This window comes from Frankia sp. Hr75.2 (genome assembly GCF_949319125.1).
GTDB classification, from domain to species: domain Bacteria; phylum Actinomycetota; class Actinomycetes; order Frankiales; family Frankiaceae; genus Parafrankia; species Parafrankia soli.
In genome coordinates this window covers 90218-102783 of record NZ_CASGGV010000011.1, presented here as the reverse complement: position 1 = coordinate 102783, position 12566 = coordinate 90218, and the positions used below count along the sequence as shown (strand labels likewise).

Annotated in this window: 12 protein-coding genes; 7 read left to right on the top strand and 5 right to left on the bottom strand. The window is 74.7% G+C overall.

Annotation, left to right across the window (positions count from 1 at the left end):
- Positions 1-47 precede the first annotated feature (47 nt).
- Positions 48-1007 carry a dihydropteroate synthase gene (gene folP, locus AC559T_RS01295; RefSeq protein ID WP_498867446.1) on the bottom strand — a complete coding sequence of 320 codons (960 nt, stop codon included), beginning with the start codon at positions 1005-1007 and terminating at the stop codon, positions 48-50.
- Between the two features lie 95 nt (positions 1008-1102).
- On the opposite strand from folP, the gene AC559T_RS01290 reads away from it, so the two are divergent.
- The 3 genes from AC559T_RS01290 to AC559T_RS01280 all read left to right on the top strand — a co-directional run bounded on the left by AC559T_RS01290 (position 1103) and on the right by AC559T_RS01280 (position 3958).
- A complete protein-coding gene (locus AC559T_RS01290) occupies positions 1103-1702 on the top strand; it encodes a DivIVA domain-containing protein (RefSeq protein WP_498867445.1) in 600 nt (199 codons plus the stop codon).
- A 179-nt stretch (positions 1703-1881) separates the two neighbouring features.
- Positions 1882-2049 carry a DUF3117 domain-containing protein gene (locus tag AC559T_RS01285; RefSeq protein ID WP_006544345.1) on the top strand — a complete coding sequence of 56 codons (168 nt, stop codon included), beginning with the start codon at positions 1882-1884 and terminating at the stop codon, positions 2047-2049.
- Positions 2050-2107: 58 nt separating this feature from the next.
- On the top strand, positions 2108-3958 hold the full coding sequence (locus tag AC559T_RS01280; RefSeq protein WP_498867444.1) for a leucyl aminopeptidase family protein: 1851 nt from the start codon (positions 2108-2110) through the stop codon (positions 3956-3958).
- A gap of 93 nt (positions 3959-4051) precedes the next feature.
- Here AC559T_RS01280 and AC559T_RS01275 read toward each other — a convergent pair whose 3' ends face one another.
- From AC559T_RS01275 to AC559T_RS01265, 3 genes are all read right to left on the bottom strand, one after another.
- Entirely contained in the window at positions 4052-4453 is a 402-nt protein-coding gene (locus AC559T_RS01275) for a hypothetical protein (protein ID WP_420849108.1), read from the bottom strand.
- Between the two features lie 58 nt (positions 4454-4511).
- Positions 4512-5795 (bottom strand): hypothetical protein, encoded by a 1284-nt coding sequence (locus AC559T_RS01270; RefSeq protein WP_498867443.1) that lies wholly within the window; start codon positions 5793-5795, stop codon positions 4512-4514.
- 353 nt (positions 5796-6148) lie between these two features.
- Positions 6149-6811: an O-methyltransferase gene (locus AC559T_RS01265; protein WP_020458528.1), complete on the bottom strand. Its 663-nt coding sequence runs from the start codon at positions 6809-6811 to the stop codon at positions 6149-6151.
- Positions 6812-6977: 166 nt separating this feature from the next.
- On the opposite strand from AC559T_RS01265, the gene sigE reads away from it, so the two are divergent.
- Positions 6978-7820, top strand: coding sequence for an RNA polymerase sigma factor SigE (gene sigE, locus AC559T_RS01260; RefSeq protein WP_235013907.1), 843 nt, complete (start codon positions 6978-6980; stop codon positions 7818-7820).
- Entirely contained in the window at positions 7817-8629 is an 813-nt protein-coding gene (locus tag AC559T_RS01255; protein WP_498867442.1) for an anti-sigma factor family protein, read from the top strand. Before sigE ends, AC559T_RS01255 begins: the two co-directional genes overlap by 4 nt.
- Before the next feature lie 1248 nt (positions 8630-9877).
- Here the strand turns inward: AC559T_RS01255 and AC559T_RS01250 are convergent.
- Positions 9878-10645 (bottom strand): hypothetical protein, encoded by a 768-nt coding sequence (locus AC559T_RS01250; protein ID WP_498867441.1) that lies wholly within the window; start codon positions 10643-10645, stop codon positions 9878-9880.
- Between the two features lie 4 nt (positions 10646-10649).
- Between AC559T_RS01250 and AC559T_RS01245 the strand changes: the two genes are divergently transcribed.
- On the top strand, positions 10650-11714 hold the full coding sequence (locus AC559T_RS01245) for a S1C family serine protease (protein WP_498867440.1): 1065 nt from the start codon (positions 10650-10652) through the stop codon (positions 11712-11714).
- Positions 11715-11949: 235 nt separating this feature from the next.
- Entirely contained in the window at positions 11950-12486 is a 537-nt protein-coding gene (tatB, locus tag AC559T_RS01240) for a Sec-independent protein translocase protein TatB (protein WP_041255473.1), read from the top strand.
- Positions 12487-12566: the final 80 nt, after the last annotated feature.

The following is a 12566-nucleotide window of genomic DNA, read 5'->3' as shown; positions in this document are numbered from 1 at the left end:
ACCGCCGGCCCAGGCCGGCGCGCCTGGCGGTGCTGGTCCGGCCCGGCTCAGACCACGCCGCGGCGGGCGATCCGCAGGTCGACGTCCCCGCGCAGCGCGGAGACCATGCGCAGCGTGCGCCAGGTGGCGGCGACCTGGTGCGCGCGGAAGACCCGGGCTCCCAGCCAGGCCGCCACGGAGGTCGCCGCGAGCGTGCCCTCCAGCCGCTCGTCCACGGGCGCGTCGAGGACCTCACCGACGAAGTCCTTGTTGGACATCGCGACCAGTACCGGCCACCCGGTCGCGACCAGTTCCGGCAGGCGGCGGGTCGACTCCAGCGAGTGTCGGCTGTTCTTGCCGAAGTCGTGCCCTGGGTCGATGAGCACCCCGTCCGGCCGGGCGCCCAGCGACACCGCCCGTTCGGCCAGCGCTGTCGTCGTGGCGGCGATGTCGGCGACCACGTCGTCGTAGGCGATCCGGTGCGGACGGGTCCGCGGCGGCAGGTGGCCGGCGTGGGTGCAGACCAGCCCGGTGCCGAACTCGGCGGCGACCTCGGCCAGCTCCGGGTCGACCCCGCCCCAGGCGTCGTTGAGCAGATCGGCGCCCTCGCCGGCGACGATCCGTCCGACCGCGGCGCGCCAGGTGTCGACGCTGATCACGACCTCCGGGTGGCGGGCCCGCACCGCCGAGACGAACCCGCCGACGCGGCGCAGCTCCTCGGCTGCGTCGACCTCTTCGCCCGGGGCCGCCTTGACCCCGCCGATGTCGATGATCCCGGCTCCGGCGTCCACCGCCGCGTCGACGGCGGCGAGCGCCTCGGCCTCGCCGTAGGTGGCCCCGCGGTCGAAGAAGGAGTCCGGCGTGCGGTTGACGATCGCCATCACGACCAGCTCGGACGGCGCGAACACCCGCGACCCCAGGCGCAACGGCCGCGCCGGCACCGGCCCAGCCGCCGGGCCGGGTGCGTCGGTCGGGCGGGGTGCGTCGGTCGGGCGGGGCTCGCTGGTCGGGAAGGCGTCGGCGGGCACCCCGCAACCCTGCCAGAGACCGCGGGCCGGCGGGATCGCCCCGGGGGCGGCGGGTGGATCCGCTCGGCCCACCCGGGCATGGCACGATCGACGGCGTGGTGCTCGCAGTGGAGATCGTGCTTGTCGCGGTGGTCGTCTTCGCCGTCGCCGCGCTGGCCGTCGGCCGGTTCGACCGGATGGCGCCGGCCGTGCCCGACGGACCGCACACCGGCCTCGGCGCGCGTTCCGTGGCGGCCGACGACGTGGCGGACGTCCGGTTCGGCATGGCGGCCCGCGGCTACCGGATGGCCGAGGTCGACGCCGTCCTGGCCCGCCTCGCCTACGAGATCGCCTGGCGTGACGAGGAGCTCGCCCGCCGGGACGACGAGCTGGTCCGGCTCGCGGAGTTCGCGCATCTCGGCGTCGGCGGTGACGACGACGCGCACCCCGGCCCAGCCGCCGACCTCGACGCCGACCTCGACCTCGACCTCGACGCCGACGCCGACGCCGACGCCGACATGGCCCGGCCCGGCGACGTCCAGACGGAGCCAGTCGGGACCGAGGCGGTGCGGGATCCTGCCGCACAGCATGATTCGACCCGGCATGATCTGGAAAAGCTTGATCCGGAACGGCCTGCCCCGGAGCGGGCGGATGCCACACGAGGGGACACTCACGGCCCCGAGGCCTCGCCGTCCGGGGAAAATGGCCGTGGGTAACCGTAGTGAATCACACCAGAGTCCCTCGTTCGGAGCCGCCAGAGGCCCTCTCGGGCCACCGAAACCACTACCTCTCCGTGACCGTTGTGATTCCCCGCAGGGACGTGTTTCGGTTTGCGGGTCGGTCTCCGGGATAATCGTCGTCAGACGCAGGTCCGACGGCAGGAAGAGGTGCACCGATGGCGGCCATGAAGCCGCGGACGGGTGACGGTCCGCTCGAGGTCACCAAGGAGGGGCGCGGCATTGTCATGCGCGTCCCGCTCGAAGGGGGCGGCCGACTCGTCGTCGAACTCACAGCCGACGAGGCGAGCGCGCTGGGAGACGCTCTCAAGATCGCGGTCGGTTAGGCTCGGTGGTCACCTACCCCCGGCCCGGCGGACGGGTCCGCGGGGCGGAGGCGTCCGCGTGACGACCGCCGCTCCCACCCAGGACGCCGACCTCATCGACTCGAGGTACCGCGCCCCCCTCGTCATCCTCACATCCACCGAGCACCCGCCGTCAGTTGGTGGGCCCGAGCCGGGCGAGCCGCCGGTCCGGGACGATACCGGCGGGGCGCCGGGCGAACCGGCGCCGCCGGCCGGCTCCGTTGGCGCGCCCGGTGTTGCCGGCTCGCCCGGTAGTGCCGGAGCGGTCGGTACTGCCGGCGCTGGTGGTGCTGCCGAGGGTACGGCCGGCGCCGCGGTCGGCTGGGACTGTTCCGTGCTCGCCGTCGTGGTCACCAGTGTGGACGGTGCCGCGGTCGTCGGCGAGCAGGGCCGGAGCGCCTGCGCGCGCGTCGGCGCGGACCCGGACCGCCTGATCGAGAACGAGGCCTTCCGGGGCGACGCGGGCGGTGTCCTCGTCGTGCCGCTGTCGCGCTCCGAGCGGCCGTGGCGGTTGTTCCTGCTCGGCGTGGGCGCCGGTGGGACCGCCGACTGGCGTTCGGCCGGCGCGGCTCTCGCGCGGCGCGGGGGAACGCGGGGGCGGCCCTTCGTCGTCGCCGAACCCGACGCCGAGCAGATCTACGCGTTCGTCGAGGGCTTCGTGCTGGGCTCCTACCGCCCGGCAGACGCCGTCACCGGTGCCACCCCGGAGGACGCCGTCACCGGTACGACCCACGAGGCGGGCACCGAGCCGGCTCCCGAGTCCGCGGAGTCCGCCGAGTCAGCTCCCGACGAGCCGCCGGCCGGTCCGCGAGCCGAGCGGATCCTCGTCCTGCGCACGGAGCGCGCCGAGAACCCGGCGCTGATCGAGGCGGTGCGCCGGGCGCGCGCCGTGGCGGATGGCGTGTGCCTCGCCCGTGATCTGATCAACATGCCGAGCCTCGTGAAGACGCCACGCTGGCTGGCGGACCAGGCGGTGCGAGCCGCGTCCCAGGCCGGCCTGGGCGTCACCGTGCTCGACCACTCCGACCTGGTCAGCCAGGGCTTCGGTGGGCTGGTCGCGGTGGGCGGGGGCTCCCCGCGCCCGCCCTGTCTGGTGACGTTGACCTACGACGGCCTGTCCGCGCCCGGCGGGAGGACTCCCGGCCACCGGGTGCTGGTCGGCAAGGGGATCACCTTCGACTCCGGCGGGCTGTCGCTCAAGCCGTCGGTCTCCATGGCCAGCATGAAGACCGACATGTCCGGCGCGGCTGCCGTGCTCGGCGCCATGGTCACGCTGGCCGAGCTGGAAGTTCCCGGCAAGGTCACCGCGCTGCTCTGCCTCGCCGAGAACATGATCGGCGCGTCCGCCGTCCGGCCCGGAGACGTGATCACCTGCTGGGGCGGAACGACGGTCGAGGTACTCAACACCGACGCCGAGGGCCGGTTGGTGCTCGCCGACGGCCTGGCCTACGCCGCCGCCACCCTCGCCCCCGACCAGATCGTCGACCTGGCCACGCTCACCGGCGCGATCACCGTCGCGCTCGGTCGGCGCACCGCTGGCCTGTTCTCCTCCGACGACACGCTGGCCGGCGAGCTCGCCGACGCGGCCGGCCGCGCGGGGGAGCGGGTCTGGCGGCTGCCGCTGACCGAGGAGTACCGGCCGGCCATCGACTCGCCGGTCGCCGACCTGGCGAACATCGGCCGTGCGCTGGACGTCAACGGCGGGTCGATCACCGCCGCGCTGTTCCTCAGGGAGTTCACCGCGGGTCTGCCCTGGGCGCACTTCGACATCGCCGGCACGGCCCGCGCGGACTCCGACGACGGCGAGATCAGCCGCGGCGGTACCGGGTGGGGAGTGCGCACCCTGATCGCCTACCTCGCCGGAGCCCCGGCAGGCGAACAGCCCACCTGACGGAGCGCGTCCGCGGTTCGGCGGAACCGCGGACGCCGCATGGTGTCCGCGGTTCCGCCGGCCAGCGGGCGGGCCCGGCGGGGGAGCGGGCCGTCAGCGTTCGGAGGGGCTGGCGGAGCCCAGTGCCGCGAGCTGGCGCCGGGCCCAGCTCAGGCTGTCCTTCTCCGGCATGACCGCGGGCCAGCCGGCGAGCGCGGCCTCGACGGCGTACCGGTCGGTGTCGGCGAGGACGTCCACGAGAAGCTCGTCCACGTCGGCCTGGTCCACGCGGAACTGATCGAGGTAGCGGGCCAGGATGCCGCCGGGGTGCGGCTCGCGCACCGAGTAGATCTCACCGGTGTCGACCACCCAGTTCAGCCGGTAGGTCGAGTGTTCGTCGTCCGCCGTGGTCCAGCCGTCCCCGAATGTGATCTCCTCGGACGCCCGGCGGCGGGGATCGGCGTCGTAGAACTCGCGGATGTTCATGCCGTACGCCTCCCCCTCCAGTGCACCCACGCAAACGTCGACCGAGCCGTCGCCGGCCACGCGCCGGACACCGCGACGCCAGGACGCACTAGGACGGCTGCCCGGGCTGCGACGGCTGCCCGGCAACCGCGGCGAGGGCGGTCTCGTACCCGGCAGCCATCTCCTCCGGAAGGATCAGCGAGAGCCGCAGCACGATCGTCCCGCGCACGTAGGTGTACTCCTTGGAGAGGTCACCACCGGCGGGTGCGCGCAGGGCGGCGCCGCGGCCCGCGGCGGAGGCGGGATCGACGAAGACCTCGATGGCACCGCCGCGCTCGATGGCGTCCGCCGGCGCGCCCGCGATCTCGCTGGCGCTGATGCGTTCGTCGGTGAAGGCGAGCCGGCTGGAGTACCCGCCGGGACGTCCCAGGAGGCGGCCGGGGTCGTTCTGCGCCGTGTAGACGACCGTCGTCCGTAGCGGCAGGCCCTGGTTGGCGAGCAGGATCGCGACCTGCTCGGCTGTCGGCCCCGTGCCCTGCCCCGAGCCGCCGGCCGCAGGGTCGGTCGTGCTCGCGGGCTGCTCGCCGGTGGTCGGGCCCGCGGTGGGGGTACCCGACCCGCTGGTCACCCGGTTCAGCGTGTAGCCGGCCGCGCCGGAGAGCACCGCGATTCCGAGCAGGAACGCCACCCAGCCGAGCCAGTTCTCCCGGCGCGGCGGCGGTGGTGGCTGCGGCGGTGCGGGCGGCCGCTGCGCGAAGCCGCCCGCGGCCGGAAACCCCGGCCGCGCGCCGTGGCCGCCGGGGTGTCGGTCGCGGCCCGGATGGGTGGCACGCAGGGCATCATCGGATCGGTCGGGGTAGCCGGGGCGGGCGGGTCCGCCGGATCGGTCGGGGTAGCCGCTTCGGCCGGTCGGGTCGGTGCGACCGGCCCGACCGGCCCGATCAGCCCGACCGGACTGGCCGCGCTGCCGGGTGCCGTCGTCCCGCAGCCCGGGCCCGTCGGGACCGGAATCGCCCCTGTACCCGCTGTCGGCCCGGCCCCCGGTGTCATCCCGGTGTCCGGCGTCGTCCCGGTACGAGCTGCCGGGCCGGTGCCCGGTGTCGTCGGGGCGAGAGGCGGGACGGCGCGGGCCGGAGCCGGAGCCGGGGTACCCGGGGTCGCGATAGTCGCGGTCGTCGTAGCCCGCGTCGTGATGGCCAGGGTCGTGATGGCCGGGGTCGTGATGGCCGGGGTCGTGGCGGCCGGGGTCGTGGCGGCCGGAGTCGCGGTGCTCAGGGCTCGGATACCCGGGGCCGCGGAACTCGGGATCGTCGTACCCGGCACCGTCGTAGTCGGCATCGTGGTACGCGGAGCCGCGGTAGCCGAAGTCGTCGTCGAAACGACGACGATCCACCTCACTCCGCGCCACGTCACTCCGCACGACGTCCACTCCCGGCCTCGACCGTCACCGAACGGCTCGCGCCGGTCGGCGTGGCGGCACCCCGCGCTCGTCGCGTCGGGATGCCGTACCGCCGGGTGTTCTGGGCCGCGCAGGTCTACTTCGGACGTCCCCCTTGGACGCCCGGAGCGGCCTGGCGGCCATCGCTCGGCCAGTGCTCGTCGGCACGCGGGTCGTCCGGTTGGGCAGGATCCGTGTGGGCAGGGACTGGGACGCGCTGCCGACGGCACGGGCGTAGCGCCCGGCCCACAGAGACTAATCGGTAATACCGGTCTAATGCACCGATCCCGGTGCCGTCGGCGGGGCGATCAGCCGACGGGGGAGGACTTCGCCACGACCGCCACCAGCAGACCGTCCCCGGTCGTGAGCAGCATCTGGGTGAGGCGAACGTCGTCCCGGACGGCGGTCGCCAGCTCCCGGACGGCCACGGAATCCTGGACGCGGGTGGCCGGGTCGCCGGTCTGCCCGCCCGCGAGGATTCCGGTGAACGCCACGATCCCGCCGGGACGGAGCAGGCGGAGCGCCTGGGTCAGGTACTCGGTGCTCTCCCGCCGGTCGGCGTCGCAGAACACCAGGTCGTAGGCGCCGTCGGTGAGCCGGGGAAGCACCTCGAGGGCCCGCCCGGTGATCAGCCGGGAGCGGCCGGGGGCCATCCCGGCGTCGGCGTAGATGCGGCGGGCGAGCCGCAGGTGCTCGGCCTCGACGTCGATCGTGGTCAGGGTTCCGTCAGGACGCATCCCGCGGAGGAGCCACGTTCCGGACACACCGGTACCCGTGCCGATCTCGACGACTGCGCGGGCGCCGACGGATGCGGCGAGGAAGCGGAGCACCGCCCCGGCGCCGGGGCTGACCGGGGCGATCCCGACCTCCTCGGCGCGGGCGCGGGCAGCACGAAGAACGGGGTCTTCCACGAGGAAGCCCTCGGCGTAGGCGACGGCAGATTCCCGTGCGGCGATGTCGATGTCCGGCATGACATCCGCAGCCTACGGGAACGGGAGACAAGACAGGAACGTTCGTCTTGTCAGTGCGCCCGTGTCGACTGGGTCGAGGGGAGAAACATCGGTGTCCGCAGCGGGATTCGCCGCTCCCTGGCCGGCGCGTCGGGTACGTTCGTCGCGAACCGACCGAGAGGCGGCTGTGGCGGCGCAGGAGCTCGGGGCTGGTTCGGCCGTCCCCGACGCGGCCGCCACCCCAGAAGTAGCTGGTTGGGTGCCTCCGTCCTGGGAGGACGTGGTCAGGGAGCACGGCAACCGGGTGTACCGCCTTGCCTATCGCCTGACGGGCAACGCGCACGACGCCGAGGACCTCACCCAGGACGTCTTCGTCCGGGTGTTCCGCTCGCTGGCCGACTACACCCCCGGCACCTTCGAGGGGTGGCTGCACCGCATCACGACCAACCTGTTCCTGGACCGGATGCGCCGCCAGCAGAAGATCAGGTTTGACGCCCTGCCGGAGGACACCGAGCGCCTGGCCGGCCGTGAGGCGAGCCCGGAGGCCGTCTACGCCGAGAGCCATCTGGACGCCGACGTCGAGGCCGCTCTCGCCGCGCTGCCGCCGGACTTCCGTGCCGCGGTCGTGCTGTGCGACATCGAGCAGCTCTCCTACGAGGAGATCGCACAGACGCTCGGGGTCAAGCTCGGCACCGTCCGCAGCCGGATCTCCCGGGGGCGGGCGATGCTGCGCGCCGCGCTCGCCGACCGCGCCCCGCGCGGGATGGCGATGGCGGGCGACGACGGAGTCTCGAACGCCGCGGTGGGCCCGGCCACGGGGCCGTCCCCGGCCCAGGCGGAGACCAGCGGTTCCTGGGAACGGCCGCCGGTGGGCGCCACGAGTCCGGGTGAGAGCCAGCTCGCGGTCGACGCCGCCGCGGCCGAACCGGACAGGTCGGGGCGCCGTGGTCGCCGGACCGACCGCCGCCGAGGTCCGGTGAGCAGTGCCGTCGGAGCCGAGGGCGGTGCTCCTCGGGAGCGGCGGGCGTGAGCAGCCATCTCGGTGAGCGCCTCACCCCCCTGGTCGACGGGCAGCTCAGCCACGACGAGAGGGATCGCGCGCTGGCACACCTTGCGTGCTGCTCCGACTGTCAGGCGGAGGTAGCCGAGCAGCGCAGGCTCAAGGCCCGGCTCTCCGCCCTGGCGACTCCCACCCTCCCCAGCACGTTGACCTCGACCCTGCTCAGCCTCGGTGCTCGCGAGTACCAGGTCGCGCGGCCCGCGCCGCCCGCCCCGCGCAGGATGCCCGCGATGGCCAGCGGTTTCGTCGCCGAGGGATCCGCTCCGCGCAGGTCGGTCCGTCCGGCCGTCTCGCCGGCGCGCCAGGCGGGCCTGGTCCGCACCGGTCGCCCCGCTCGACCGGGCGGGTCGCCGTCCCGGCCAGGAGCCTCCGCGGGCCGATCAGCCTTGCTGGTCAAACGTCCACCGGGGGCCGCGTCGTCCCGGGCCCCGGCCGGGACCGCTCGCCTCGCTTCCAGCTCACAGGGGTGCGGTGCGCCCGGCGCGGCTCTGGCCGGTGCCGAGGTCGCCGTGCGCGCCGCCGGGCACGGCCGCCCGGCGATCACAACCCCCCGGCCGCGCCGGCACGGCCGGATGCGGCGGACGCTCGTCGGGTCGGCCGCGTTCATGCTCCTCGCGGTCAGCGGCGCGGCGCTCGCGGACGGGCGCGCGGCGCCCCGGCGGCCCGACCAGGGCTCGGTCCCCACGGTCGCGACCGTGATCCCGGCGAAGGCACCGGCGGCCGGTGTTCCCCGCTCGGTCCAGATGATCGCCTCGGTGTCCTTCCCGCGGCGTCCCTAGCTCCCGACAGCTCTCGACGGGCCCTCCTCGAGCCCTCCGTGGCGCCGCGATCGTTCCTCCGCGGCGCCATGAGTGATCATTTGATGGCCCGATCGGGCTAACGCGAAGGTCGTCCACCGGGCTTTTTCACTGCCGAAAAGGGCAGGTGGGTAACCGCAGAGTGCGTGAACGCGCCGACTCCCTCACGATGAGTGGTCTCGGCGGCCTGTGCCGGCGGATTTGGTGTCTGGTGGCCCTGCTGTGCCGCTCCGTGAACCTCTACCGTGTTGTCCGCTCGGTCTCGCGGGCCGCGGTGGTGCATGAGCCGCCGACGGTCCGCAGCGCCGCGAGCCGAGCACATCGGGGAGGGCATGTGGACACCACCGGCGACGACCAGACCACCGATGCCCGTCCTGGCACGGACAAGGCAAAAGCCCCGTCAGTGCCCGTGCCCGCACCCCGCTCGCGGGCGGCGGAGGGCACCGTCCCGTCGTCGGGAGGCGTGAGCCGACCGGTCCCGGCGTCCCTGCCGCTGCACGGGCCGGAACGTCGCCCTGCGACGGAGCGTCGCCCTGCGACGGAGCGTCGTCCCGGCCCCGAAGCCCGGGCGGACGCGCCGCGCCGCCCCGCGTCGGCGGCGGAACGGCCACCCTTCGTCGAGCCGGTCCGGGCCACCACACGCGGGAGCGCGCCGACCACAGGCCGCCCGTCCAGCACGGGGAGCTCGTCCAGCACGGGGAGCTCGTCCACGACGGGTAACGCCGGGGCCACCGGCGGCACACGCGACGAGACGACCAGGCGCGTCGGCGGGGAACGGGACGGTGCCGGCCCACGGGGCCCGGCCGCTCGCGCGACATCCGGCCGGGAACCAGCCGATCGGGAGGCGCCCAGTCGAGAGGCGCCCAGTCGGGCTACGGCCGCACGGGAGGCAGCCGCCGCGCCGAAGGGGCCGGCGGGCCGGCAGGGCGCCGTCCCCCCGGGGGCGTCGGATGGTGCCGCTGCCGCGAAGACTCCGCTCGTCCGGGAAGGCCGTGCCGCCCAGAACGGCTCGTCTTCTCGGAACGGTTCCGCTACCCGGGATGCTGCCGGGCGGAATGGCTCGTCCTCTCAGAACGGCGCCGCCAGCCGGGACGCCGCCGCGCGGACTGGCTCCGTGGGCCCCGAAAGCGTGGCCCGCACGCCGATCGCGTCGCCTACCGGGGAGCCGGGTCGGCGTGACACCGCGTCCCGCGCGGGCGCGCCGGAGCGTGACGGTGGTGGGCGTGGCGTTCAGGGCACGGGCGCCGCTTCCGGCACGGGGCCCGCGCCAGGAGCGGGATCGGCCCCTGGCGCGCCGGCTGCCCGGGGAGGCTCCGATCCGGGCACCGCCGCGAAGGCGCGTGTGACGGCGCAGCCGCGGCCAGCGGTTGCGCGGGAGAGCTCGCGGCCTTCGGTTCCGCCACCGCAGGGCCCGCTGCCGTCGGCTTCGAGGGAGGCCGTCCCACGGGAGAGCAGCCGTGAGGCCGTCTCGCGGGAGGGCACCCGAGGGAGCGTCGCGCGGGAGGGCAGCCGGGAGGCGGTCTCGCGGGAGACGGGTCGGGCACCGGTCTCGCGGGAGACCAGTCGTGAGGCCGTCTCCAGGGACGGTGCCCGGGGGAGCGTCGCGCGGGAGGGCAGCCGTGAGACGACCTCGCGGGACGCCGACCAGCGCGTTGCCGGCCGGCCGTTGGCCGACCCGCTGGTGGATCTGGTGGGGCCGCGGCGCGCCCCGCGCCCGCCCACGCCGCCGCCCTCGGAGCTTGCGCCATCCGGTAGGTCTGCGCCCTCCTCGGTCACGCCCGCCCCATCCGCCCCATCCGTACCAGCGACCTCGGCGGCTGGGACGTCGGGCGCCGGGAAATCGGCACCCGTCTCCGCAACAGGGGGGTCGACGTCTGGTGCGTCCACGACCGATGCGGCCAGAGCAACGGCCGACGCGGCGAGAGCCGCGAGCGCGGCGACGCACCACCGCGCGGCCGCTCCGAAGATCCGCCACGGCCGGCGGGCGCTCGTGATCACTGCTGTGATCGCCGGACTGCTGGGGGGAGCGACCGGTGGGTGGGTGACGAGCCTGATGCTGGGTGACTCCGAGGGGACGTCGTCGCCGACGGCGTCCGCCGAGGCCGCGCCGACGGTCATCGACCCCGACTCGGTGGCCGGGGTTGTCGCGCGAGTGCTGCCGTCCGTTGTGACCATCGACGTGACGGCGGGGGCCGAGGGCGGGAACGGCTCCGGGGTGATCATTCGGTCTGAGGGCTACGTACTCACCAACAACCATGTCATCGCGCCGGCGGCGAACGCGGGTGGCCAGGTAATGATCACTATGAGTGATGGCGCCGAGCCCGTGCTCGCCGAGATCGTCGGACGGGACGCCTCTTCGGATCTTGCGGTGCTGCGCATCCCCGGGGCCTCCGGCCTGCCGGCGGCGACGCTGGGACGGTCCGGGTCGCTGGTCGCCGGCGCTCCGGTGATCGCGATCGGTGCGCCCTTCGGACTCTCGGGGACGGTCACCACGGGGATCGTCAGCGCGCTCGACCGGAACCCGACCGTGCCCGCCGAGGGCGGCGGGGCATCCGTGATCATCGGAGCGATCCAGATCGACGCGGCGATCAATCCCGGGAACTCCGGTGGCCCGCTGCTCGACGCCCGTGGCCAGGTCGTCGGCCTGAACACGGCGATCGCGACGGCGCCGGGCGGGCAGGCGCCGTCGGGCAGCGTCGGCGTCGGGTTCGCGATCCCCATCGACTACGCCGCGTCGGTGGCGGACGAGATCATCCGCACCGGGCGGGCGACCCACCCCTACACCGGAGTGTCGGCCGCCACGGTCACCGCCGTCGAGGCCCGGGCGCGCGGCACCACCCCGGGCGCGATCATCCGTGACGTCGAGCCGGCGGGCCCCGCGGCCGCGGCCGGGCTGCTGCCGGGCGACATCATCACCCGGGTCGACGACACGGTCGTCACCAGCACGAACGATCTCACCGCGGCCACCCGGCTGCACCACGTCGGCGACACGGTGACCGTGACCTTCCAGCGCAACGGAGTGGAGAGCACGGCGCGGGTGGTCCTCCAGGAACAGTCGCCCGGCTGATACCGCTCCGGCCGTGCCTGCCCCGGCCCCGTGCCTGCGCGGCGGGGCACGCGGTGGCACATCGGTGGGGTGGCCAGGCGCCTGGACGCAGGCCTGTCCCGGGGCGGAACCGCCTGGTCGGGTGCGCGCGCCCGGACGACGCGGCCGGCGGCCCAGGTCGCAGTGGCGCTCAGGACACCTGTTCGTCATGTTCGAGCCCTTCGCCGGCGGTGGCAGGCGGGGTACTCTGACCGTTGTGTTCAACGGCGTCGGGTGGGGCGAGGTAGTCGTACTGCTCCTGATCGGGCTGTTCGTCTTCGGGCCCGATCGGCTGCCCAGGGCCGCCCGCGACGCGGGCCGGATGCTGCGCCAGTTCCGCCAGATGGCGAACGGCATGCGCAACGACCTGCGGTCCGAGCTGGGCCCCGAGCTGGCCGACCTCGACCTGCGGGACCTGCATCCCAAGACCTTCGTCCGTAAGCACCTCTTCGAGGGCGACGACGACTCGCTGTTCCCGGCCTACCCGGGCAAGCGCACCTCGTTCGACTCGCTGCTGGGTGAGGACGAGCCGCCGGCCACGCCCGCGCTGACCAAGGCCCACCTGCCGGCCGGCACCGAGAGCAGCACGGCGGCCAAGGCGGGCGCGAAGCCGGCGAACCGGCCGTCGCTGACCAAGCCGAGCCCGGCTGGCGGCACGGCTGTCGCGGCCAGCTCGCCGCCGCCCGCGCCCGCGCGTGTGGAGCGGGCCGAGTCGACGTCGACCCCGCCCCCGTTCGACCCCGACACGACCTGACATCCCGGGCGCCAGTCGCCAGGCGCCGGATGCGCCAGTCTCCGCAGGACCCCGTTGGTAACCGGCGGGGCCTTGCGCGT

Excerpts from the sequence above, each read along its gene's own strand:
- AC559T_RS01285 (WP_006544345.1), top strand. The coding sequence starts at position 1,882 with ATGGCGGCCATGAAGCCGCGGACGGGTGACGGTCCGCTCGAGGTCACC.
- AC559T_RS01265 (WP_020458528.1), bottom strand. The coding sequence starts at position 6,811 with ATGCCGGACATCGACATCGCCGCACGGGAATCTGCCGTCGCCTACGCC.